The sequence below is a fragment of the Bradyrhizobium sp. JR3.5 genome, assembly GCF_054057015.1.
The window spans coordinates 2,340,883-2,365,832 of the sequence record NZ_JBSRYV010000001.1; the positions used below are offsets into that span (position 1 = coordinate 2,340,883).

Sequence of the window (24,950 nt, forward strand, 5' to 3'; positions counted from 1 at the left end):
GGGTCTAAACAGACAATGCGTAGACCCCCTACGCATCCCCACCCTGGAGCCGTCAGCTTCCCCAAGGCTGACGGCTTTCTCTTATCGGAAGCTCGCTCCCGATCGTCCTCGCGCGGAACATTGACCGAGAAGGCTGATCATACTCGATGCGGGAATGGTGCTCATTAGTGCGAGCGCTTGTTCTGAATCAATATGCTCCAAAAACAGAGGCCTAGCATTTCAATAAGCATTTGCCGAACGGCACAAGCGGGAGCCGTTCCGGCGATTGTGTTAGGGGCCCCGATCACCCCGTCCAGGCCTCGTTGAGCACGGCAACCCGTCACAAAAAGTCTTTGGCGGGGCCGTGTTCCTTTTGCCTCAAACGGGCCGCCAGACGCTCTCATGGTAAACTGAAGGAGATCAATAATGTCACGTCGAAGTATTATTTCGGTCGCAGCATCCATCATCATTGGCATCGGATGCATTGCGACCATTTCAACTGAGGCCTCCGCATATCGCGGCGGGGTTGGTCGCGCGGGCGTTCACCGCGGCGGCGTCTACCACGGTGGTGCTTACCGCGGTGCAGCAGTACGCCGGGGGGTTGCCGTCGGCGTCGGAGCTGCTGCCGTCGGAGCCGCCGCCTATGGCGCATCGCGCGCTTATCGCTGCGGTTACTATCCCTATCCACCCTGCTACTAGCACCGGTGCAAATCCCGGCCCTTCGGGGCCGGGGCGCAGGCGCTAGAGCAACAGCCTGTCGACCATGGTCAAGCGCATATTGGTAGGCGGCGGACGACAGGAGGCCCGGCAGCTTACCGAACGTCGATTGTACCGTCTGAGACGGCACCAATCTTTGCCCCGAGAGATCGGCCGACAGGACGTGTACGTGATCTACGGCGGCTCATTTGAGAACGCGACTGCAACTGCGTGTGCGAGGTGGCTTGGCCCCGAATTACTGCAGGGCTGCACTGTTCACCCCGAAATCGGCGGTGTGCCGCCAAGATGTAGTTTTGCCGGAAGCCATCGTTCGAAACGAAAGATGCGAAGCGACTGAAGCCAAATCCGCTTCGGGTCGAAAACGACGGCGAGAGCGAGCGTGCGATCTCCACCTGCAGCGGACGTTGATGAGCGCGTGTCCTAATTGTTCGTCGTCGGCAGATCGTTGGGGCCGTACTGCTTGAACTCGAAGATCTTTCGCGTCAGGCCGGGCGCCAGTGCCGAGATCGGGTTCACGCGCAGCACCGGCTGGCTCGGCGTGCCGACCACTTCATAGGTCACGCCGATCAGGCCTTCATTGCTGCCGGCGCCGAGGAAAATCCCGAAGAACGGGATCTGGCCGAACATGTTGTTCAGCCCGTACATCGGAATGAAGGTGCCGTTCATCCGCACCTGGTTGCCGACATAGTCGATGTTGCCTTCGATCGTCGCGCCGATGCTCGGTCCCTTGACCACGCCGTTGCGGATCGAAAGCTGGCCGCTCTGGCGCGTGAACTCGGCGCGCAGCGCGTCGAACCCGATGCCGTTCTGGGTGCTAACCGGCCCGCCGGCGACGGCGCGGTCGAGCTGGGTTTCGCCCTTCACCGAGAAGCCGGTGATGTTGATGAGGCCTTCCCTCGGGCTCGGCTCGGGGATTGGCGGCTCCATCGCCAGCGTGAGCTGGCCGCCGACCACCTTCGAATAGGTGTCGATGAAGCGCAGGAACGCGCCGGCGTCGCCGGTTTGCAGGTAGATCACCTCGCGGCCCTGCTGGCGGCCGCGCATATCGACGCTGACGGGAGTATCGCGGCCGACCCTGCCGCTCAGCGTGAACGCCTTGAAGAACCCGTTGCGGCGCGAAATCTTGGCGTCGACGCCGCGCAGCGCCTCGCCGTTGAACCCGGCCACCGCGCCGAGCTTCAGATCGACATCGAAATCGGTGGTCTTGGTCTTGCTTTTGGGATCGCTATCGCGGCCGGAGATCGCCGATTTCAGGAAGCCGCGGCCATCGAACACGTCGCCGCGCATCGTCACCTTGATTACGCCGTCGGGACCGCGATCGGCCCGCAGCGATGTCTTGTCGCCGTCCGACGGCGCATAGGTCGGGAAGTTCGCATTCATCAGGTCGCCGTTCTGGTCGACCTCGAGCGCGCCCTTGATCGAGACGCCGCTGCCTTCGATCGAGATATCCTCGAACCGCGTCGACTGCCCCTTCGGCACCACGTTGAAAGTCGCCTTGCCGGCCCTGCCCTGCGCCTTGACCCATCCGGGCAGGATGTTGTCGAGCTTGAGCTGGGTCAGGTCGGCCTCGACGCCCATCTTGGTGGTGGGATTGTCGCCGCTGCCGATCTTGCCGCTCAGCTTGATCGGGATCGCGCCCGACACTGCGGGGCCGAGATCAAGCCCGAGGCGCGCGCGGCTCGCGTCATCCAGCGTTGCCTGCAGCTTGACGTCGGCATCACCGTCGGCCGGCTTGCGGTAGTCGAGCGAGGCCGCCTGCCCGTTGATCTTGACGTCGCCCTTGACCTGGAAGCCGGCGTTGCTCGCAATCACCTTCAGCGTGTTGGCCTCGAGCTTCTGGTTCATGACCAGCTTGTCGACGGCAACGCCGGAGATATCGGCGGTGACGGAATATTGCGTGTCGGCCTTGGTCAGTCCGCCCGTCACCGGCATGCCGAGATTGATCGTGGCCGTGACGTTGCCCTTGCTGGCGTTGGGATCAATCGGCGGACCGGAGAGATCGCTGAGCCGATCGGATGCGAGGATCTCGGCGGCGGCCGGCACCGGACAGTCAACCCGGAACTTGACCTTCGACGGCGACGGCTTCGGTGCCATGTCCGGCACCTCGAAGCTGAAATCCGACAGCGTGATCTTGCGGCCTGCCGGCGTGTCGGCGATGCCCTGGTTGATGGTCACCGTCGCGGTGCGGCCGGTGACCCTGGCTTTCAGATCCGCATCATGCACTGCGGGCATCTGATCCACCGGGCGCACCGTGACACCCGAGGCGACGATGTTGACCGAGAGACCGTCATCCGGGATCGGTGGTCCCTTGCGCGACAGATTATGTACCGGCGAATTGACGCCGACATCGATGCGCTGGAGCGTGCCGCGGTCGATCCGCTCGAGCACCCATTCACGCACCTCGGGCACGATGATGATCGGCCACATCCGCTTCAGCGCGGAGGCCGACATCGGGGTGCCGGCGAAGCCGAGTTGCAACCGCGGCTCGCCGGAATAGTCGATGCTGCCGGTGCCGGCGACGCCGATCTCGCCATTGGAGATGTCGGCCTGGGTCAGCAGCACCCGCTTCTTCTCGGTGTCGAACCGGAAGCCGACGTTGATGCGATTGAAGATCAGCGGCGGTTCATTCTTATCGGCGCCGGCCAGCACGATGGTGCCCCCCCGACAGGCCCGCCTGCCAGTCGGTGACGTTGTCGTTCGGCGGCTCGAGATGGCCGAGCAGCGTGATGCGGTTGGCGCCCGAGACGATCTTGATCGGCGCCAGCAGCACGCGGCGCCCCGAATCCCACTCGACGCTCATCTCGGCCGAATCGACCGGCATCGGGTAGTCGGGCGTGTCGGTGTCGATGATGTTGCCGGCGCCGACATTGACCTTGCCGCGAAAATAGGTCGGCAGGCCGTCGCGGCCGAGCTCGCCCTTCATCTCGCCCGACAGCGGCAGGTCGGCGGTGTAGGTGAGATCCTTGGTCCGCATCGCGAGCAGGATGTTGCGGGTGGAGACCTTGTCGGCCTTGATGTCGACCGAGCGCACGCCGTTCTGCTGCGGTCCAACCAGGACACGGACCGACCAGGGCTTTGCGCCGTCCTCGCCGAAGCTGAGCGCAACCCCGCCGCCGCTCGGGCGCCGCAGGCTCAGGCTGATATTCTCAAAGCTCCATTTGTTGCCGCGCTGCTGGTCGTCGACGACGAGATTGCCGTTCTTCAGGCCGATCTCGTTGAGGTTCTGACCGTCGAGGCCGGTCATGCTGAGGCTATCGAGCCAGTCGAGGCCGGCGAGCAGCCCACTCTGGGCCGAATCGGGTGCGGACGCCGAGGGCCCGGAGGCAATCGGAGGCAAGGCAACTGGAGGCAAGGCAACCGGTGGCGGCGGCGCAGCGGTCGTCGGCCGCGGGAATGTTGGCGGCAGCCCCGCCTCCCGCTTGGATGCAACGCCGGTGGCGAGCGGTTTTGCGGTGTCGCCGGCCGACACGGTGACATTGCCGTCGGGCGTGATGCGCACCGACAGTTCCGCATCGACCAGGTTGAGGCTCTCCGCCCGCAACTGGCCCATCAGCAATGCCGTTCCCGACAAGCGCACTTCGGCTTTCGGCGCGCTGGCAACGACCGCGTGGTCGCGGTCGCGGACGATGATGTCACGGATGCGCACCGCGATCCTGACCCGGCCGGCGCGCTCGATTTGCGTTCCGCCGACCTCGACCGTGTTGCCGTGACCGATATTCTCCTCGATCGCCGCGGCAAGCCATGGTGTCGCCAAATCGAGATTGATCGGACCGGCGCCGAGCCGCCACCATAATGCGCCGAAGCAGGTCGCGAACATCACGACCAGCACCACGAGCACGAGCCCGATGCGACGGATCCAGCGCTCGCCGTGCAGCCAGCGCTGCATGCCGGAACAGAAATCGGTGAAACGATGCAGGTTGGGGTTGGAACGCGCCAGCAATTGCCGCGCACGGTTGCCCGCCGCCTCATCCTGCTCGTCCCACGCGGCGTCGTCTTCCCATTGCGAGAAGTCAGTCCCGGCGCGCGGATTTGGACCCTGCGGCGACGTGTTCCTTGCCATTGCCTCTCGGTGCTGACGGCGAAGCTGATCGCCGCCATCGGGGCGCCCGTCGACTGTTATCGAGCGCTCCCTTGCCGGCATCGCCGCCTATCCTCGCCTAATCATGTTACTCGCCGATGGCCCTGGAACGGACCAAAACAACCAATCAAAAGCCAATTCAGCAAGCGGACGGGTAACGCGTCGAATTCCTTGTCACCATACTCCGTGGCCATCAAACTTGCCCAGCAGCCGATGCGAATCCGGCCGCTGCGAATGAGACCGCAATACCCCAATGGTTGAGCTTCGGAAAGCGACGAAAGGAAGGCGTATGTCCAAGAAAACGCGCAAGAAATCCTCCAACACAACCGGAAAGCGGGTCGCAACAAAGGTTGCGCGCGCCGCAGGCGCAAGCACTGGGAAGTCCGCGACGAAAACCCGCACAACGGTTGCGAAGAAGGCCGCGGCCAAGAAAGCAACAAAGGCGAAGGCCAAGACCACCACGAAGACCGCAACGGGTGTTCAAGGCAAAGCCTCGCACAAGGCCGCATCGAAACCGTTAAAGCCTGCGCCGGCCGCGACCGTGACCAAGTCGTCCTCCGTCACACTCGCTGAGGGCGCCGCGGCACCAGCGTTTGACCTGCCGCGCGACGGCGGAGGCAGCGTTTCACTGAGGGATTTTGCCGGCAAGAAGCTGGTGCTGTTCTTCTATCCCCGCGCCGACACCCCTGGCTGCACCAGGGAGGCGATCGACTTCACGCGGCTCAAGAATGAGTTCGTGGCTTCAGGTGCCGAGGTGGTCGGCATTTCCGCCGATACGGTTAAGGCGCAGGAGTCATTTCGAGACAAACACCAGCTGTCGTTGCCGCTGGTCTCGGACCCGGCTCATCAGATGCTGGAGGCGTATGGCGCCTGGGGCGAAAAATCCATGTATGGCAGGACCTTCATGGGAATTATTCGCACCACGGTTCTGGTCGATTCCAGTGGAAAAGTCGCGCGGATCTGGCGTCATGTGAAGGTCGACGGCCACGCCGAAGCGGTATTGGAGGCCGCCCGATCGCTCTGACCAGAGGGTTCCGTTTCCTGAAAATTAACCATGGCGGGCTCAAATCGGCCCCGCAAATTAGCCGTACGGAGCTTGGTCCGACCGGCCGCGGGAGTACCGATGTCGAGCCGGTCCGGTCATCACCAGAAACACCATCATCCGCAAGACCATGGCCGGTCGCCGGCGCGCCGTCCGGTGGCCCAGCATGCCGCACCGGCAACTGCCGCGGCCGCCTCCGGCGAGGGCTATACGCTGGTCCATGCCGGCAAGCAGGTCCGGTTCGGACCGGTGGTGTTCTGGATCGCGGTCGGCACCGTGGTCCTGCTCGGCATGTGGTCGGCGGCGACCGCGACCTATTTCGCGTTCCGTGACGACGTCCTGACCCGGCTGATCGCGCGCCAGGCCGAGATGCAATACGCCTATGAGGACCGCATTTCGGAGCTGCGCGCCAAGGTCGACCGCACCACCAGCCGCCAGCTGCTCGACCAGGAGCAGTTCGACCAAAAGCTCGACCAGATCATGAAGCGGCAGTCGGCGCTGGAATCGCGCGCCACCGCGCTCGGCGCAATGCCCGATGCGACCTCAACCGGATCGATCAAGCCGCAGGGCCGCGCCGACGCCGCGCCGTCATCCGGTACGCCGAAGCCCTCCCCGATCAGCGACACCGTGATCTTCGTGGCGCCGCCGGATCGCGAGGCGCGGCTGGAATCGCGCGCGCCGCTGATCGCCAAGGCGCAGCCGAACCAGTTCGCCAAGGCCCAGGGCGTCGACAACGTCCTGGTCCGTCTGCAAACCTCGCTCGACCAAGTCGAGCGGCGCCAGGTCGCAGCACTCTCCTCGGTCGAGGACGGCATCGAATCGCGGGTGCGCCGGATGCGCGGCGTGATCTCCGATCTCGGCCTCAACATGGCGCAGCTCGAAGCCGCGACGCCGCGCTCCGGCATGGGCGGCCCCTATGTGCCGGTGAAGCTCGCGCCCGACGCCGGCGCGTTCGAGCGCCAGCTCTACCGCATTAACATCAACCGCGCGCAGATGCAGCGCCTGAACCAGACGCTGGCGCTGGTGCCTTATCGCAAGCCCGTGGTCGGCGAGGTCGAATTCACCAGCGGCTTCGGCGTTCGCTCGGATCCCTTCCTCGGCCGTCCGGCGATGCACACCGGGCTCGACTTCCGCGCCGCGCAGGGCGATCCGGTGCGCGTCACCGCCAACGGCAAGGTGGTGTCGGCGGGCTGGGCCGGCGGCTACGGCCGCATGGTCGAGGTCGATCACGGCAATGGGCTGTCGACCCGCTACGGCCATCTCTCCGAGATCGGCGTCAAGGTCGGTGAATACGTCAAGATCGGCCAGGTGATCGGCGCCGTCGGTTCGACCGGACGTTCCACCGGTCCGCATCTGCACTACGAAACCCGCATCGACGGCGAAGCGGTCGATCCGCAGAAATTCCTCCGCGCCGGCGTCCGGCTCAGCGCGGGCTAGCACTACTTTGGCAGAATGTGTTTTCGCCAGTGTTTTTCAAGGATTTGCTTTCGGCAATATGGGCACTGCCGAGGCGGCGGCCGAAGGATGAGATCGACGATGGCGTGACGTACGGCGGGCATGGTTGGTTGAGGCGGGGGTCCGTTTCTTTTTTTTCCGCCCCGCGTGTGCGAGGCGACGATGTTGCAGGAAGGCGTAGGCAATCATTGTCATAAGGGCGTGGCGATGAAGACCTTGCCATGATCGCCCTTCGAAGTGATCAAGTCCAAGCTCCTCCTTCAACTGTTGATGCGCTTGCTCACAGATCCACCGTGCCTTGATGGTGGCGGCCAGCGTGCGTAGATCCGTCGTCGCCGGAAGATTGGCGAGATAGTATTTCTTCTCCCCGGAGACACGTTGCTCGCCAATGAGCCAGGCTTCGTCGCCTGGGAGGTGCTGCTGACCTTTATCCCATATCCGCTGCGGAGGGCCGTCGGCGATGCGGACACGGAGAGCAGCAAATCGGGCTTTGAGCCGGCCTTTTGTCCCGCTACGCCAGCTCACTGTTTTCCATTTGGCGCTGGCCAGCATTTGTTCTGCCGCAATCGATAAGACATCGGGCACGTGGTGCTTTCGTGGTTTGCCGCGGACTTTGGTGATCGGCCAAATGAGCTTCACGTCGACCGGATACACTTTCTGGTGCCGAGGGATACCGACAGCCCAGGCCAGGCCGCGCTCTGTTAGCCCTTGTCGAAACGGTGCGCTGAGGCCGTATCCTGCATCCGCCAGCACACATCCAAAGCGTATGTTGGCCGCCATCGCGCGGTCAATCTCGGCCAAAGCAATTTCCGGCTTGGACCGTGGCGTTCGGTGTTCGACTGGCACGCGAGCGCGCTTCAAACGAGACACGTCGCTTGTCCAACTGTCAGGCAGAAAGAGACGTAACGCGACCATCACTGGCACTTCGCCGCGCGCAAGCGTCAAAGATACCAGCGTTTGGCAATTTGCCGTTTTGCCGAGAGCCGACGCATATTGAGCCGCAACACCAACCGAGCGTTCGCCCTTCTTCGGCAGTGAGGTGTCATCAATAACCAGCACCGCGTCCCTACCGCCGACAAGTCGGTCCGCCTGGTTGAGCAGCTCCGTCTCCAGCGGCGTCGCGTCCCAGACACCGTCCGCAATGAAATGGTGCAGTTGGTCGTAGTTGCCCGTGGCAAGGCGTTCCGCCATCGGCTGAACGCTCTTGCGATCGCCAGGACCGATCAATCCCGCAACATACAGAGGACACATCCGCTGTCGGGTCTTATGACCCAGCCGGTCCAAGAACGGCATCAGCCAGCGTTCGAGTTCGTCTTCCCATCCCGGCATGGTCAGCCCTCCAAGAGCCGACCACCCATGAATCATTGAAAAATTGATTCGGGAATCTGGAGGGTTCTGTGAGGTCGCGCTCACGCGAGGGCGCGGCAGGCGCTTATGACGCGACCTCATTGAAGCCGGATTGAACGAAGGCGCGGGAGGCTATTCGCGGTTTTGCAGCTATGGGGATTGTTCGAGATCGCCATGCCCGATCTGCTGGCTCGGCGCGTGAGGCAGAGACACAGGAGTGCGCATCCTGGAAGAGTTGAGATCAGACGCGCTTCGCCTGAGATCGCGATAGGCCTTTTGCTGCATCGGACGGTTGTTGTCGCGCAGTGTGACAGCACGGATTCGACATCGTCCGCGATGATCGAGACGCTGGGAGCGAAATGACGAATGATGATCGTCGTGCACGACATGACTTGGCTCACGATGTGTCGCATCGGAACGGTGATGTTCGAGGGCTGGGGCGTCTGAAGCTATGTCGAAAGCGCTCAATGATGCGCATGACGCCACCACAATCGGGACAGGCAGGAACCTCGGCCCAGGTTTGAGCCTCCGAATCCACAGGCGACGGCTGGCCATCGTTTGGGGCTGTTCGCTCATGATCGAGAAGTTCGCGGCAAAGGGCGAGCTTGGCAGCGCGATGGCGGTTGGCCATGAAGCCGAAGTGGCGGATGCGGTGGAAGCCGTCAGGCAGCGTATGAAGCAGGAAACGGCGAATGAACTCATCGGGCTTGAGATTCATGATCTTTGTCGCGCTGTTTTGGCGATAGTCCTTCCATGAGAAGGCGACATGATCGTCGTCGAGTGCGACGAGCCGGCTGTTGGCGATCGCGACGCGATGGGTGTAGCGGCCGAGATAGGCCAGGACCTGTGCGGGTCCGCCGAAGGGCCGCTTGGCGTAAACAACCCAGTTGATGCGTCGCATGGCGTCGAGGTGGGCCGCAAAGGCAGCCGGCTCGGCCAGAGCTCCGAGATCGCCGAAGAAACGCAAGGCACCGGAGTTGAAGGCTGCCGACAGACGTTTGAGAAAAAGTGTGCGAAATAGTCTGGACAACGGTTTGACGGCCAGGAAGAAGTTCGGTCGGCAAGCGGTCCAGCGCGCGCCATCGGGCGAGAGGCCGCCACCCGGAACGACGCAATGGACGTGGGGATGATGCATCAGCGTCTGTCCCCAGGTGTGGAGGACGGCGACGCCGCCGATCGCACCGCCGAGCCGGCGTGGATTGGCGGCGAGCGTCGTCATCGCCTCGGCGGCAGCCTTGAACAGGATGGCATAGACGACGGCCTTGTTCTGGAAAGCGATCGCGGCGATCGGTGCGGGAAGTGTAAAGACGACGTGGAAATAGGGAACCGGAAGCAGGTCGGCTTGACGCGCGGCGAGCCACGCGGCTCGGGCTCTCCCCTGACACTTCGGACAGTGCCGATTGCGGCAGGAATTATAGGCAACGCGTGTCGTGCCGCAGTCGTCGCAAGCCTGCATGTGGCCGCCGAGCGCCTCGGTCCGGCACGCAACGATCGCGCTCATCACGCGCCGCTCGACCCGCCCCAGATGACCGGCATGTACACGGCGATAGGCGTCGCCATGCCGGCGCAGAATATCGGCAATCTCGATGGCGGGCCTGTTGGAGCGGATGTCGGAGCGGGTCATGACCCGCATCCCGCTGCGGGTCATCCAGGTGGCGTCACCTCCAGCGACAGGCGATCGAGCGGGCTCTGCGTCGCTCGGATCGTATCGGTGGCGACCTGCGTGTAGCGCGCTGTCGACGACAAATTATTGTGCCCGAGCAAGACCTGGATGATCCGGATATCGGTTCCGTTCTCGAGAAGATGTGTCGCGAAGCTGTGGCGCAGCGTGTGCAGCGTGACGCGCTTGGTCAGGCCCGCAGCCTTCACCGCCGACCGGCAGGCGGCATGCAGCACGGTCTGATCGATCGGATGATCTTCGTCACGACCAGGGAACAGATAAAGCCGCGGCCGGGCGAGCCGCCAGTAGGTGCGCAGGATGCCCAGCAGCTGGGGCGACAGCATCACGTTGCGATCCTTCGCGCCCTTGCCGTGGCGCACCTGGATGACGCCGCGGGCGCTGTCGATGTCTTCGATCCGCAGTCCCGCAACCTCCGAGGCCCTGAGCCCGGCCGCATAGGCGGTGGTGAGCGCGGCGCGGCTCTTCAGGCTCGATACCGCTTCAAGAAACTGAACCACTTCGTCGGCGCTGAGAACGACCGGCAGCTTGCGCGGTTCTCGCGCATAGGGAATGCGCTCTGGGATGAGCGCCTCGCCGAGCGTGACGCCGTAGAAAAACCGTAGCGCACAGACGATCTGGTTCAGCGCCGGCCATGAGATGCCGGTCGAGACCAAATGCACCTGGAAGGCGCGGACGTCTTCCAGCTCTAACCGGTCAGGCGATCGGCCAAAATAGCGGCTGAACTTCGAAACCGCGCTGATGTAGGATCTTTGCGTCGCCGGCGACAGATTGCGGACGGTCATGTCTTCGATCATGCGGCGGCGAAGAGGGCTCAAATCGGCCATCTCGATACTCCTGTCTGAGGGGGTGGGCTCCAACACCCACATCCTCTCAGCCAGGAGGCGATCTATGCCACCTTGCCCCCTACGCCCCGGCAGCGGCTTCGTTCAATCCTATAAAGCGCGACAAAATCAACAATCTGCCAAAGTAGTGCTAGCACTACTTTGGCAGAATCTATTTGCGCCAGTGTTTTTCAAGGATTTGTTTTCGGCAGTATGGACACCGCTGAGACGGCGGCCGAAGGATGAGATCGACGATGGCGTGACGTACGGCGGGCATGGTTGGCTGAGGCGGAGGTCCGTTGATTCTTTTTTTTCCGCCCCGCGTGTGCGAGGCGACGATGTTGCAGGAAGGCGTAGGCGATCATTGTCATCAGCGCGTGGCGATGAAGACCCTGCCATGATCGCCCCTCGAAGTGATCAAGTCCGAGCTCCTCCTTCAATTGCTGATGCGCCTGCTCACAAATCCATCTTGCTTTGATGGTGGCGGCCAGTGTGCGCAGATCCGTCGCGGCAGGGAGATTGGCAAGATAGTATTTCTTCTCCCCCGAGGCACGTTGCTCGCCAATGAGCCAAGCTTCGTCGCCCGGGAGATGCTGCTGACCTTTATCCCATATCCGCTGCGGAGGGCCGTCGGCGATGCGGACACGGAGAGCAGCAAATCGGGCTTTGAGCCGGCCTTTTGTCCCGCTACGCCAGCTCACTGTTTTCCATTTGGCGCTGGCCAGCATTTGTTCTGCCGCAATCGATAAGATATCGGGCACGTGGTGCTTTCGTGGTTTCCCGCGGACTTTGGTCATCGGCCAAATGAGCTTCACATCGACCGGATACACTTTCTGGTGCCGAGGGATACCGACAGCCCAGGCCAGGCCGCGCTCTGTTAGCCCTTGTCGAAACGGTGCGCTAAGTCCGTATCCAGCATCCGCCAGCACACATCCAAAGCGTATGTTGGCCGCCATCGCGCGGTCAATCTCGGCCAAAGCAATTTCCGGCTTGGACCGTGGCGTTCGGTGTTCGACTGGCACGCGAGCGCGCTTCAAACGAGACACGTCGCTTGTCCAACTGTCAGGCAGAAAGAGACGTAACGCGACCATCACTGGCACTTCGCCGCGCGCAAGCGTCAAAGATACCAGCGTTTGGCAATTTGCCGTTTTGCCGAGAGCCGACGCATATTGAGCCGCAACACCAACCGAGCGTTCGCCCTTCTTCGGCAGTGACGTGTCATCAATAACGAGCACTGCATCGCTACCGCCGACAAGTCGGTCCGCCTGGTTAAGCAACTCCGTCTCCAGCGGCGTCGCGTCCCAGACACCGTCCGCAATGAAATGGTGCAGCTGGTCGTAGTTGCCCGTGGCAAGGCGCTCCGCCATCGGCTGAACACTCTTGCGATCGCCAGGACCGATCAGTCCCGCAACATACAGAGGACACATCCGCTGTCGGGTCTTATGACCCAGCCGGTCCAAGAACGGCATCAGCCAGCGTTCGAGTTCGTCTTCCCATCCCGGCATGGTCAGCCCTCCAAGAGCCGACCACCCATGAATCATTGAAAAATTGATTCGGGAATCCTATAAAGCGCGGCAAAACCAACAATCTGCCAAAGTAGTGCTAGGCCGTGAACTCATAAATCGGGAACGACCGAGATTGCTGGGACTGTCGGCTTTTGGGGCACGTAGACCGCTAAGCGGTCATATTTGACTGAATGGTTGAGTTTCATTTTTAGAGTCTGAGATGGCGAAATCTTCGCAGGCATTGAGCGAATCCGACCGGCGACTTGTCGCTGCGTGGGCCGCCGACTGTGCTGAACGAGTTCTGCGGATTTTTGAAGCTGAAAGGCCGACTGACGGTCGCCCTCGCGCTGCTATCGCCCGGACCCGAGCGTACTCCCGCGGGGAGTTGGACACCGCCGTGGAAATTCGCCAACGGTTTATGGGCGGCGGCGCTGCTAAAGAGGTGAAGTCTCCCGCAGCCGCTGCCGCCGCCAGAGCTGCCGGTCAAGCCGCAGCCGTTTGCCACATGGGTGCACACGCCTTGGGCGCCGCAGCATATGCAGTTAAGGCCGCCAGCTTAGCGTCTCCCGACCGGCCACGAGCCGCCGATGACGAGGTTCGCTGGCAGCTCATGCATATGAAAGCGGAGGTGCGGACTGCACTGCGAGCGCTTCCGCGTGTAGGCGAAGACCGTTCGGGTCCCTTAGGGCCAGGGCTCCTCGCCTCAGGCCAACTAGGCATCATAGTCCGTGACCTTCAGGCCGGCCTTTCCCTGCCGGACCAAAAGCCAGATTGAGCAAACGGGCGGGGCGCCCCCTCGGGGCCGAATGGTCCGCTGGGCGAGCCGAAGCCGCCCGGACCATGGGTGCGATCGGCACCCGACTTTCCATCCGCCCTCTGTTCAATGAGAGGGCGGAACGAAATACAAAACTCGGACAGATTATGCCGCGAGAATGGGGAAGTGTGCGCACATGCAGCGCAACCAAATTCAGCGTCGTCTTTGCCAAGGCAGGAACCTATAACCACGAACGCTGATTGTTGCACGATGCTGCAACGACGAGTCCTTCAACAACATCCGCCGCGGCGTATGGGTCCCTGCTTCCGGAAGGACGACAGTGGTATTGCGGCGCAAGCAGCGTCTCCGTAACCGCCTACCGCGTAGCGTCGTGCCCGACCTCGCCCGTGATGACGTCGCCGAACAGCTCCCAGGCCTCGCCGTTGAACCGCATCAATTGCATCTGCTCGATCGGGTAGTAGTCGTCGGGCGAGGTGTTGACCATGATGCCCGGAAGCATCAGGTCGGAGTGGAAGTTCTTCAAATTGGCGGCCTGCTTCATGACGTTCTCGCGCGTGAGATTGTCGCCGCATTGCTTCAAGACTTGCACCATGGCCTCCGACTGCACATAGCCATAGACGTTGTTGAAATTGGCCTTGTCCCCCTCAGGATAGTATTTGTCCATAAAGCCGCGCCACTTCACGACCGCGGGGTCCTTGTCCCAGGTTGGGTCGGTCGGATCCTTCAGGTATTGGGTCGAGATGATGCCCTTGGCATATTCGAGCCCCGCCGGCTTCAGCACCGAGGCGACCGTGGTCGCGGTGTTGGCGAGGAAGAACTTTGGCTTCCAGCCGAGCTCGCCGACCTTGCGGATCGCCTGCGCCGATCCCTTCGGCGCCGCCCAGGAGAAGAAGATGTCCGCGCCGGAATCGTGCAGCGCGACGATCTGCGAATCGATCGAGGGATCGGAGACCTCGTAGGACTTGTCGGCGATGATCATGCCCGCCTTCTCGCCGAGCCCGTCCTTCAGGCCCTTGAACTGATCCTTGCCGGCGTCGTCATTCTGCCAGAACACCGCGATCTTGCTGTCGGGGAACTTGTCGCGAATGTATTTCGCATAGATGCGCCCCTCGCTCTGGTAGTTGGGCTGAAAGCCCATCGTCCAGGGGAAGTTCTTGGGGTCGCCGAATTTGGTGCCGCCGGAGGCGACGAACAATTGCGGCACCTTCTTGGCATTCATGTATTTCATGATTGCCGAATTCGACGGCGTGCCGAGTGCCTGGAAGATGAGCAGCACCTCGTCGCTCTCGACCAGCTTGCGCGCCTGTTCGATGGCTTTCGGTGGCGAATAGGCATCGTCGTAGCTGATGAAGGAGACCTTGCGGCCATTGATGCCGCCTTGCTCGTTGATCATCTTGAAGAACGCGGCCTCGGTCTTGCCGATCACGCCGTAGGACGACGCCGGGCCGCTATACGGCACATGATGTTGCCGATCTTGATTTCGCCATCACTTGCGCCGGGATCGTATTTCTTCTGCGCGGTGGCCGAGGTCGTGATCAATGCAGCACTTGCGAAGGCCACGATCGCGCCAATATATCCGGAACGAACCGGCATCGTTTTCTCCCCGATTTTTGTCGTGGTTTTGACGGCAAGTCTCGCAAGAGACGCATGTGCTGGCAAGCGCTGGGTTTTTCCGTTGGGCGAAACGGCATTGTTGCCTGGCGCTATTTATGATTGAAGTCGATCTGGGGATCACGAGTCGAGGCGTTCTGATTGCGTAAACCGGACATTCGTACCGGTCCGCGGCATCCGCGTATTGCGGCCGCGGGCTATGAGATCACGCGCCGCCTCAGCGAACGTGCATTGGCGAAGCGCGGCCTGCACAAGGCCAATGGCGAGTTCGCGCAGCGCAAGATCGCCTCGATCCGCGAAAAGCTGCAGCGCGGCGAGACCGTCTACATCGCCGGCCTCGCCTGCCCCGGCACCCACAACACCGGCGTCGCGCTGGTCGAGGTCACCCAGAAGGACGGACCGCGCCTGATCGTCAACAACGAGGAAGAGCGCTTTTCCGGAAACAAACACACCAACGAGTTTCCGCAACACGCGCTCGACGACATGCGCAAGGTGTTGCAACGGATGGGCCGCGACGTCGGCGACATCGCAGCCTTCGTCACCACCTGGGATTATCCGGCGCTGATGGCGATGCTGATCCGCACCTCGCTCGAGGAAGCGCCGGCCAGCATCAAGTTGCTCCGCGCGCCGATCGCGCCGGCGATCAACCTGCGCCAGATGGACCAGGTGCGGCGCATCGCGCGCAGGCTCGGCAAGATGTACGGGCTTGGCCAACAGCTGCCGCTGATCTGCATGCCGCATCATGACAATCACGCCTGGTACTCGTTCACCGCATCGCCGTTCGCCGATGTGCGCGAGCGTGTCGCGATCGCGGTGCTCGACGGCACCGGCGACGTCGGCTCGATTTCGCTCTATGTCGCCGAGAACGGCGAGATGAAGCGGCTCTATTGCAATGAGAGCCTGTTCGACTCGCTCGGCGCCTTCTACACAGTGATCTCGTCGAGCCAGGGCGGCTGGACCTGGCTCTCCAGCGAGGGCCGCTACATGGGCGCCGCCGCCTGGGGCGACATGAACCGCGCCACCAATCCCTATTATCAGCGCCTGAAGGCGGTGCTGCAGCTCGGGCCCAATGGCAGCGTGCAGCTCAATCGCGCGATGGCCAATTGGTACGCCGACCCTGCCGACGCCCCCTATCATCAGCCGCTGATCGATATTCTCGGCCCGCCGCTGCGACCCGACCAGCTCTGGAATCCCGACGCCGTGCTGCGCGCCGAGGACATCAATCACCGCGCCGACACCAAGGACCGCGTCGACAAGGCGGCCGCGACGCAATTGGTGTTCGAGGACGCGATGATCCATGTCATCGATCATCTCCTGCGCATCACCGGCACCGACCGCCTAGTGCTGACCGGCGGCGTGGCGCTGAACGCGCTCGGCAACATGCGGCTGCTCGAGCACTTTGACGAGGCCTGGTTCGAACGCGTGCAGCAGCGCAAGACGCGGCTGCATATGTGGGTGCCGCCGGTGCCCGGCGATCCCGGCGTGCCGATCGGCGCGGCCTGGCTGTTCGCGCATATGGCGGGCGCACCGCGCGGCGCGCCGCTGTCGCACGCATTCTACTGCGGCTTGCCGCCCTCGAACGCCGACATTACCGCGGCGCTCAACACCGACGATATCGCCTCGACCGTGATCGGCAATGTGGCGACATCAGAAGGGCGCGACGCGGTCGCCGATCTGATGGCTTCCATGGTGGCGCAAGGCGGCGTGATCGCGATCTATCAGGGCGCGGCCGAGACCGGGCCGCGTGCGCTCGGCCATCGCTCGATCCTCGCCAACCCCTGCGACCCCGAGGTGCGCGAGCGGCTCAACGAGCGCGTCAAGTACCGCGAGGCGATCCGCCCGCTGGCACCGATGGCGACCCTGCAGGCCGCGCGCGACTATTTCGAGCTGGAAGACGGCGCGTCCGACGACGACTACAACGCCTACAACTACATGGTGCTCACGGCGCACTCGAAGCCGGAGGCACGCGCCAAGATTCCCGCCGTGGTGCATGCCGACGGCACCGGCCGCATCCAGATCGTGCGCGAGGCCGACGACCCCCTCACCTACGCTTACCTAAAGGCGCTCGGCCGCCATATCGGCGTCGAGATGTCGGTCAACACGTCGTTCAACGTCGCGGGCCCGATCGCGCAGACGCCGGCGCAGGCGATGGACACGCTGCGCCGCTCCAGGGGGCTCGACGCCGTGGTGCTGGTCGCCGACGACGGCACCGCCTTTGCCGCCTGGCACGGCGGCGAGCGCGACAGCCGCCGCTTCACCGGCTGGTATGCGGCGTGGAAACAGGCGCGCGGCTGAACCAGGTCAAGACGCGGCCGTCGATCAAGAGCAGTGCGCTGGCGATCACGAGCGCGCCGATCACCTCGCGCGGCGCGACCGGCTCGCCGAGGACGAAGAAGCCGAGCAGCATCGCGGTGACCGGAAGCAGCAGCGTCACCAGCATCACATTGGTCGCACCGGAGCGCTGCAGGATCTGAAAGAACACGATATAGGCCAGCGCCGTCGACAGCGCCGCGAGCCCGAGCACGGCGAGCCACGTGGTCAGATGCGGCATCGGCAGTAGCCAGGGTCGCTCGGCCACACCGGCGACGACCGCCATCATCACGCTGGAGGCCACCATCTGGAACGTCGCCGTGCCGAGCGGCGGCACGCGCTGCGGCAGCCGCCGCCCGACCAGCGCCGCGATGCCGTAGCTGAAGGCGCCGGCGAGGCACAGCAGGATGCCGATGCCCTGCCTGCTCTCGAAGCCGAGCGCATCACCATGCAGGATCGCGACCCCGATCAGCCCGACCACCACGCCCGCCACGCGGCGCGCCTGCAGCCGCTCCTCGCCGGCCACCGCCATCACGACCACCGCAAACAGCGGCGTCGTCGCATTAAGGATCGAGGCCAGCCCGCTCGGAATATAGGTCTGGCCGAACACGATCAGCGAGAACGGCAGCGCGTTGTTGAACAGTCCCATCGCGGCGAACGGCGCCCAGCCGGACAGGCCAGGTGGGAATTCGATCTTCCGCGCCCGCAGCAGCGGCAGCAGGATGAGCGCGCCGAGCACGACCCGCAGCAGCACCAGCGTCAGCGGCGGCAATTCGCGCAGGATCACGCCGTTGAAGAAGAACGAGCCGCCCCACAGCACCGACAGAAAGCCGAGCAGCCCCCAGTCGCGGCGATCGATCCTGTTGTCGGCGGAAGACATGGCGGGCACTCATCTGCGCTGGCGCAGATGCCTAGCCGGGCGCGGCGGCGCTGGCCACCCGATTTCCGTGAATGGCGGCTCTGCCTATTTCGGCCGCGACACGATTTCGATCATCTGGCCTTCGTCGCCGTCGGGCGCATGGGCCTTGGCCTTGTCGTAGGCAGTGAGCGCGGCGCGACTCACGGGCACGCCGGGCAGCAGCGTCTCGGCGAGCCGCACGGCGTAGTCGGCATCCTTGTGGCGCAGCGCCGCCGTGAACGACGCACCGGAGAAGTTGCGGTCGATCATCCGCTTGCTGTGGCGGATGATCTGCGGGCTCGCGATCGCGCCGGTCGACAGCGCCTCGGCCACCAATTGCATGTCGAGGCCAACCTGCTCGGCGATCGCGACGCCTTCGGCGAGGCTCGCGATCTGCACCGCGCCGATCAGATTGTTGATCAGCTTGAACACCGTACCGGTGCCGACCGCGCCGAAATGGCGGATCGTGCTGCCGATTGGCGCGAGGAACGGCCGTGCCTTGTCGAGATCAGCGGCATCGGCGCCCACCAGCAGCGTCAGCTTGCCCGCGGCCGCCGCTTCGGGGAGCCCGGTGACCGGACAATCGATGTAGATCAGGCCGCGGCTGTTGAGCTCGCGCGCCATATCGAGCGTGTGCTGGGTACGAGACCGTGGAGCACTCGATCGCGAGCGTGCCGGCCTTCATGGTGGCGGCGGCGCCGTCCCGGGTCAGCCAGACGGCGCGCGATGCCTCATCGTCGGCGACCATGGTCACGACGGCGTCGGCGTCGATCGCGGCGTCCTCCGGCGAAGTCGCCCACAGCGCGCCGCGCGCGATCAAATCCTCGGCCTTGGCCTTGCTCCGGTTCCACACCGCGACGGTGAAACCGGCATCGAGATAACGGCCGGCCATGCCATGGCCCATGCGTCCCAATCCGATGAAAGCGACGCGTGTCATGGGCTAATCCACATCCTCCACGGAGCCGGGCCCGGTGCCGAAGGCACGTTGCGCCAAGGTCGCCGCCATGAACTCATCGAGATCGCCGTCGAGCACCCCCGAGGTGTCGGAGGTCTGCACACCGGTGCGCAAATCCTTCACCATCTGGTAGGGCTGCAGCACATAGGAGCGGATCTGGTGACCCCAGCCGATCTCGGTCTTGGCCGCCTGATCGGCGGCGGCCTGCTCCTCGCGCTTCTTCAGCTCCATCTCATAAAGCCGCGCGCGCAGCATGTCCCAGGCCTGCGCCCGATTCTTGTGCTGCGAGCGGCCGGCCTGGCAGACCACCGCGATGCCGGTCGGGATGTGCGTCAGGCGCACCGCCGACTCGGTCTTGTTGACGTGCTGACCGCCGGCGCCGCCCGACCGCATGGTGTCGGTGCGAACATCGGACTCCTTGATCTCGATCTTGATCGAGTCGTCGATCACCGGGAAAATCTGCACCGACGAAAATGAGGTGTGGCGCCGCGCGTTGGAATCGAACGGCGAGATGCGCACCAGGCGATGCACGCCGGCCTCGGTCTTCAGCCAGCCATAGGCATTGTGGCCGGAGATCTGGATGGTGGCCGATTTGATGCCGGCCTCTTCGCCCTGCGACTCTTCGAGGAACTCGATCTTGAAGCCGTGCTTCTCCGCCCAGCGCGTGTACATGCGCAGCAGCATCTGCGCCCAGTCCTGGCTCTCGGTGCCGCCGGCGCCGGCATGGACTTCGAGGTAGGAATCGAACTTGTCGGCCTCGCCCGAGAGCAGCGCTTCCAGCTCGCGCCGGGCGACCTCTTTCTTGAGGTCCTTGAGCGCTTTCTCGGCCTCGGCGACCACGGCCGCATCGTTCTCGGCCTCGCCGAGCTCGATCATGCCGATATTGTCCTCGAGCTCGCGCTCGACCTTGCCGATGCCGGAGAGCGCGTCCTCCAGCGAGGTGCGCTCCTGCATCAGCCGCTGGGCCTTCTGGGGATCGTTCCAGAGATTGGGGTCTTCAGCGAGCTTGTTCAGCTCAGCGAGGCGTGCCGTCGATTGTTCGACGTCAAAGATGCCTCCTCAGCAGCCCGACTGACTGCTTGATCTCTTCAACAAGGCGTTCGATTTCCGCGCGCATGGTCTTTCAGGTGTTGGTGAAAAAGCTTGCCGGGGATGTAGCGACCGGCGTGGCAAAGCGCAATCGGCTTGGCCACGCTATCCCGGCGATTTGGATTGGCCAACCGCTAGTACAGTCCCCCGGTTCCCGGCCGCATGAAGAAGCCGCCATCCGGCTGTCCGCCGCTCTGCGACGGCTGCGGGCCGGGTGCAGGACCGCGGCCATCGGCATCGGCGACACCGATGACCGAGTAATTGTCCGGCGGCGCGGTGCCCGGCTTGAAGGCTTCGAGAATGGTATTGCCGCTATCGCCCGGGCCGGCCCGCATGCCGGTCTTGGCATCCACGCGGATCAGCTTGATGCCGGCCGGGACCTTGAACGGGGTCGGCGGCTTGTCGGCGAGCGCAAGCTTGAGGAAGTCGCGGGCAATCGGCGCCGCCACGTGACCGCCGGTGGCGGTGCGGCCGAGATTGCGCGGCTTGTCGTAACCCATGTAGACGCCGACCGCGAGATCCGGCGAGAAGCCGACGAACCAGACGTCCTTCTCATCGTTGGTGGTGCCGGTCTTGCCGGCGATCGGCTTGCCGAACCTCCTTCACGACGGTCGCGGTGCCGCGCTGGACCACGCCTTCCATCATCTCGGTGATCTGGTAGGCCGTCATCGGATCGAGCACCTGCTCGCGGCGGTCGACGAGCTGCGGCTCCGGCTGGCTCTTCCAGCCGCCGGGCGCGTCGCAGCCGCGGCATTCGCGGGTGTCGTGCTTGAAGATGGTATGGCCGTAGCGGTCCTGGATGCGATCGATCAGCGTCGGCTTCACGCGACGACCGCCGTTGGCGAACATCGAATACGCGGTGACCATGCGCATGACGGTCGTTTCACCGGCACCCAGCGCATACGACAGGTAGTTCGGCAATTCGTCATAGACACCGAAGCGCTTGGCATACTCGCCGACCAGAGGCATGCCGATGTCCTGCGCGAGCCGCACCGTCACAGTGTTGAGCGATCGCTGCAGCGCGTTGCGCAACGTGGTCGGGCCGTAATACTTGCCGGTCGAATAGTTCTCCGGACGCCACACGCCGGCGCCCTGCGCCCTTGATCGATCTCGATCGGCGCGTCGATCACCGTGGTTGACGGCGTATAGCCGTTGTCCAGCGCCGACGAGTACACGATCGGCTTGAACGACGAGCCGGGCTGCCGATAGGCCTGCGTCGCACGGTTGAACTGGCTCTGGTCGAACGAGAAGCCGCCGACCATCGCGAGCACGCGGCCGGTCCACGGATCCATCGCCACCATGGCGCCGGAGACTTCAGGCAGTTGCCGCAGGCGATACTGGCCTTCGACCGCCGTGCCCTCCTTGGTCACCAGCGGGTCGGCATAGATCACGTCGCCAGGCTGCAGCACCTGCGAGACCGCCGTCGGCGCCTTGCCCCTGGACTTGGCCCAGCGCACGCCGTCCATCGTGATGATGCCGGTCTGCCGCTCCTTGCTGACCGCGCCGCCGAGCTCGCGGCCCGGCTGGAAGCCGATCCGCGCCGACTGATCGCTGGTCTCCAGCACCACCGCCATCCGCCACGGCGAGATGTCGGAGAGCGACTTGACGTCGGCAAGCTTGACGCCCCAATCGCCGGAGACGTCGAGCTTATGCAGCGCGCCGCGCCAGCCCTGCGCCTCATCGTAATTGACGAGGCCGGCGACCATGGTCTTGCGCGCCATCACCTGGATCTTGGGATCGAGCGTGGTGCGAACCGACAGGCCACCCTCGTAAAGCTTCTTTTCGCCGTAGCGCTCGAAGATGTCGCGGCGGACTTCCTCGGCGAAATACTCGCCGGCGAAGATGTGCGCACCGTTCGAACGGCTGGTGACGTTGAGCGGGTCCTTGCGCGCCTTGTCGGCGTCGGCCTGCTTGATCCAGCCGTTCTCCAGCAGGCGGTCGATCACGTAGTTGCGGCGCTCGATCGCGCGGTCACGGTTGCGGACCGGATGCAGCGCGGCCGGCGCCTTCGGCAGCGCAGCGAGATAGGACGCTTCGGCGATCGTCAGCTCGTTGACCGACTTGTCGAAGTAGACCAGCGACGCCGCCGCGATGCCGTAGGCGCCGAGCCCGAGATAGATTTCGTTGAGGTAGAGCTCGAGGATGCGGTCCTTGGAATAGGCGCGCTCGATGCGCATCGCCAGCAACGCTTCCTTGATCTTGCGCGCGAACGAGACTTCGTTCGTCAGCAGGAAGTTCTTGGCGACCTGCTGGGTAATGGTCGAGGCACCCTGCGGGCGGCGGTTGGAGCCGTAGTTCTGCGCGTAGAGGATCGCAGCGCGCGCCATGCCCTGATAGTCGATGCCGCCGTGCTCGTAGAAGTTCTTGTCTTCGGCGGCGAGGAACGCGTTGATCACGAGCTTCGGCACGGCCTGGATCGGCAGATAAAGCCGGCGCTCCTTGGAGTATTCGCCGAGCAGCGCACCGTCGGCTGCGTGCACGCGGGTCATCACCGGCGGCTCGTAGTCCTGGAGCTGCGAGTAGTCGGGCAGATCCTTGGAGAAATGCCAGATGGCGCCAGCGACGGCGGCGACACCGACCAGGAACACGACGGTTCCCGGCGGCGAACAAGAAACCCATGAACCGCACGAGCAGGCGCATTATCGACGTTCCGTTCCTACCCTCCGGCGCTCAATCGTCAGAAGCGCCTGTCCAAAAGTGCGAAGCCTCACACAACGAAGCCTCACACAACGAAGGCTCACATAGCGAGGCCTTTGCATCGAGGCCTTTGCATCGAGGCCTTTACATCAAAGCCTTTACATCAAAGCCTTGGCCCAGCGAGCCGCCTTGCGCACGCGAATATACAAGAGCCGCCGTACAATATGGTCGATTCTGCGGACCTGCGGTCCTTTGTCTATAGCGTCGCCGCTGTGGCCAAACTAGGGCTTCCGGGCAACGGCCCCGGCTTTTCAGGCGGCCAATTTCACTTTGCCGGTCCGGCGGTTGCCAGCCGTTTGGAGAAGAACGTGTCGATCGCCTGGACCATCGATCCGACGGCCTTGTTGCGCCAGTTCTCGGAGACCAGATGCTCGAGGTCGCCCTTGTTGGAGACATAGCCGATCTCCACCAGAACGGACGGCACGTCGGGCGCCTTGAGCACCCGGAAGCCGGCCGATTTCAGCGGATGCTTGTGCATCCGCACCGTGGACTTCATCTCATCCATCAGCAGACGGGCGAAGCGGTTGGAGAAGGTCTTGGTCTCGCGCTGCGCGAGGTCGATCAGGATGTCGGCGACCTCGGTCGGCTCGTCGGTCAGGTTCACGCCTGCGATCGCGTCGGCCTTGTTCTCCGCTTCCGCCAGCCGCTCGGCCTCGGCGTCGGACGCCTTGTCGGACACGGTGTAGATCGTGGCGCCCTGGGCGTCGCCCTCGCGGCGCGGCAAGGCATCGGCGTGGATCGAGACAAACAGCGCCGCGGATTGCGAGCGCGCAATCTTCACCCGGTCGTTGAGCGGGATGAAGGTGTCGTCGGACCGGGTCATGACCACCCGATATTTGCTCGACTTCTCGATCCGGTCGCGCAAAGCGAGGCCAAAGCCCAGCACCAGGTTCTTCTCGGTCTGGTCACCGGACTGGGTGCCGTTGTCGATACCACCGTGACCGGGATCGATCACGATCAGCGGGCGCGAGTCGGTGGTCGCAACCGGTGGCAGCGCCGCCGTGGTGACGGCCGGAATGGTTGCCGTGGTGGCTTCGGAAATCGACGGCTTCAATTCGGGCCGGCTCTCCGGCGCGAGCGACTGCACGAAGCTGGTGCGATCGACCTGCTCGAAGTCCAGCACCAGCCGCGGCGGCTGGCCGTTGGCGGCATCGAGCACGTACGAATTGGCGATCTTCACCGGGCCGGTCATGTCGAACACGATCCGGGAGCCGCCGGGCATCACCAGGCCATAGCGGAACGCCTTCACCAATCCCCGCGCCGCCAAGCCGGTGCCGGCAGCGAGCTGGAAATTGACCTGCGGGATATCGACCACGACACGGTAGGGATCGGCCAACGGGAAGGCGCGAAACTCGATCTTGCGGTCGAGATCGAGGATGAAACGGGTCTGCTTGTCGTCGCCGGCAAGTCTGGCGCCGGATGCGACCGGGAAATTCGGCGCACTGGCAGCGGAAGCACCTACGGCCTGCCCCGGCTGGCTGTCCTGCGGTCCTTCGGCCGCGCTCGGGGCGCTGGCCACGCCAAGCGCCAATGCTGCAGCGCACAACAGCCCGCATCCCAAGAAAACAAGGTGTTTTGCGCGGTTCTCCACCCGATTCGGAGCCTCCAAGCTGCTTCTTACCGCATTAGAACCACACGGTTAATCGCACCCTAATGACGCGCGGGCGAAAAGAGCCGAGTGTTGCGGCGGCGTGACGCTTCCCTTGCACGCGGCGGGCAATCCACGTATGTACGGAGTGCTGACGGCTAGTACTCCCGGTTGTGTCGCGTTCAGCCTCTCGGTGCAACGGTGGAACCTTCCAAATCGAAGATCCCGCCGTGTTTTTCCGGTCCCTCCCCAGCCAGCGCCGCGCGCGGCTGACACGGAGAGGCGGATTCAAGCCCGAGCGGCGTCCGGTCCCAGACACACTCCCTCGCCAGAGGGACGGTTTGAGACACGGCGTAACCGATTATCCGGCCCCTTGGGGCCTCGATATGCGATGGCCGGCAG

Annotated in this window: 13 protein-coding genes and 4 pseudogenes; 5 read left to right on the forward strand and 12 right to left on the reverse strand. The window is 63.7% G+C overall.

Features of this window, described 5'->3' with window-relative positions:
- Positions 1-1,116 precede the first annotated feature (1,116 nt).
- Positions 1,117-4,837, reverse strand: a pseudogene (locus ACVWW1_RS11795) (hypothetical protein).
- A gap of 226 nt (positions 4,838-5,063) precedes the next feature.
- On the opposite strand from ACVWW1_RS11795, the gene ACVWW1_RS11800 reads away from it, so the two are divergent.
- Together ACVWW1_RS11800 and ACVWW1_RS11805 are read left to right on the forward strand one after the other, a co-directional pair.
- Positions 5,064-5,798 carry a peroxiredoxin gene (locus ACVWW1_RS11800; RefSeq protein WP_456656659.1) on the forward strand — a complete coding sequence of 245 codons (735 nt, stop codon included), beginning with the start codon at positions 5,064-5,066 and terminating at the stop codon, positions 5,796-5,798.
- A gap of 99 nt (positions 5,799-5,897) precedes the next feature.
- Entirely contained in the window at positions 5,898-7,253 is a 1,356-nt protein-coding gene (locus tag ACVWW1_RS11805) for a peptidoglycan DD-metalloendopeptidase family protein (RefSeq protein WP_456655882.1), read from the forward strand.
- A 36-nt stretch (positions 7,254-7,289) separates the two neighbouring features.
- On the opposite strand, the gene ACVWW1_RS11810 is transcribed toward ACVWW1_RS11805, so the two are convergent.
- The 4 genes from ACVWW1_RS11810 to ACVWW1_RS11825 all read right to left on the reverse strand — a co-directional run bounded on the left by ACVWW1_RS11810 (position 7,290) and on the right by ACVWW1_RS11825 (position 12,661).
- Positions 7,290-8,636, reverse strand: a complete 1,347-nt coding sequence (locus tag ACVWW1_RS11810) for an IS701 family transposase (protein ID WP_456656660.1) — start codon at positions 8,634-8,636, stop codon at positions 7,290-7,292.
- 379 nt (positions 8,637-9,015) lie between these two features.
- Entirely contained in the window at positions 9,016-10,242 is a 1,227-nt protein-coding gene (locus tag ACVWW1_RS11815; RefSeq protein WP_176396397.1) for an IS91 family transposase, read from the reverse strand.
- A 20-nt stretch (positions 10,243-10,262) separates the two neighbouring features.
- Positions 10,263-11,123 (reverse strand): tyrosine-type recombinase/integrase, encoded by an 861-nt coding sequence (locus ACVWW1_RS11820; protein ID WP_029085027.1) that lies wholly within the window; start codon positions 11,121-11,123, stop codon positions 10,263-10,265.
- A gap of 188 nt (positions 11,124-11,311) precedes the next feature.
- Positions 11,312-12,661 carry an IS701 family transposase gene (locus tag ACVWW1_RS11825; RefSeq protein ID WP_456655883.1) on the reverse strand — a complete coding sequence of 450 codons (1,350 nt, stop codon included), beginning with the start codon at positions 12,659-12,661 and terminating at the stop codon, positions 11,312-11,314.
- Between the two features lie 184 nt (positions 12,662-12,845).
- Between ACVWW1_RS11825 and ACVWW1_RS11830 the strand changes: the two genes are divergently transcribed.
- A complete protein-coding gene (locus ACVWW1_RS11830) occupies positions 12,846-13,400 on the forward strand; it encodes a putative immunity protein (RefSeq protein ID WP_456655884.1) in 555 nt (184 codons plus the stop codon).
- A gap of 355 nt (positions 13,401-13,755) precedes the next feature.
- Here ACVWW1_RS11830 and ACVWW1_RS11835 read toward each other — a convergent pair.
- Positions 13,756-14,960: pseudogene (locus ACVWW1_RS11835) on the reverse strand (ABC transporter substrate-binding protein).
- Between ACVWW1_RS11835 and ACVWW1_RS11840 the strand changes: the two are divergent.
- Complete coding sequence (locus ACVWW1_RS11840) at positions 14,860-15,117, forward strand: hypothetical protein (protein ID WP_456656704.1); 258 nt, start codon at positions 14,860-14,862, stop codon at positions 15,115-15,117. The pseudogene ACVWW1_RS11835 and the gene ACVWW1_RS11840 overlap by 101 nt on opposite strands.
- Positions 15,118-15,152: 35 nt before the next feature.
- Positions 15,153-17,306, forward strand: a complete 2,154-nt coding sequence (locus tag ACVWW1_RS11845; protein WP_456655885.1) for a carbamoyltransferase C-terminal domain-containing protein — start codon at positions 15,153-15,155, stop codon at positions 17,304-17,306.
- Here ACVWW1_RS11845 and ACVWW1_RS11850 read toward each other — a convergent pair.
- From ACVWW1_RS11850 to ACVWW1_RS11875, 6 genes and pseudogenes are all read right to left on the reverse strand, one after another.
- Positions 17,266-18,201 (reverse strand): DMT family transporter, encoded by a 936-nt coding sequence (locus tag ACVWW1_RS11850; protein WP_456655886.1) that lies wholly within the window; start codon positions 18,199-18,201, stop codon positions 17,266-17,268. The two genes, ACVWW1_RS11845 and ACVWW1_RS11850, sit on opposite strands and share 41 nt — an antisense overlap.
- Positions 18,202-18,285: 84 nt before the next feature.
- Positions 18,286-18,747, reverse strand: a complete 462-nt coding sequence (locus ACVWW1_RS11855; RefSeq protein WP_456656661.1) for an NAD-binding protein — start codon at positions 18,745-18,747, stop codon at positions 18,286-18,288.
- Positions 18,733-19,156: pseudogene (locus ACVWW1_RS11860) on the reverse strand (NAD(P)-dependent oxidoreductase); the annotation flags it as partial. The gene ACVWW1_RS11855 and the pseudogene ACVWW1_RS11860, both read right to left, overlap by 15 nt.
- 3 nt (positions 19,157-19,159) lie before the next feature.
- A protein-coding gene (prfB, locus tag ACVWW1_RS11865) for a peptide chain release factor 2 (protein ID WP_173643340.1) occupies positions 19,160-20,291 on the reverse strand; the annotation gives its coding sequence in 2 pieces (ribosomal slippage) (positions 19,160-20,221 and positions 20,223-20,291; 1,131 coding nt in all).
- A 106-nt stretch (positions 20,292-20,397) separates the two neighbouring features.
- A pseudogene (locus ACVWW1_RS11870) lies at positions 20,398-22,903 on the reverse strand (penicillin-binding protein 1A).
- 322 nt (positions 22,904-23,225) lie between these two features.
- The gene (locus ACVWW1_RS11875) at positions 23,226-24,551 is read right to left on the reverse strand and encodes an N-acetylmuramoyl-L-alanine amidase (RefSeq protein ID WP_456655887.1); all 1,326 of its coding nucleotides are present in this window, start codon (positions 24,549-24,551) and stop codon (positions 23,226-23,228) included.
- Between the last annotated feature and the right edge of the window lie 399 nt (positions 24,552-24,950).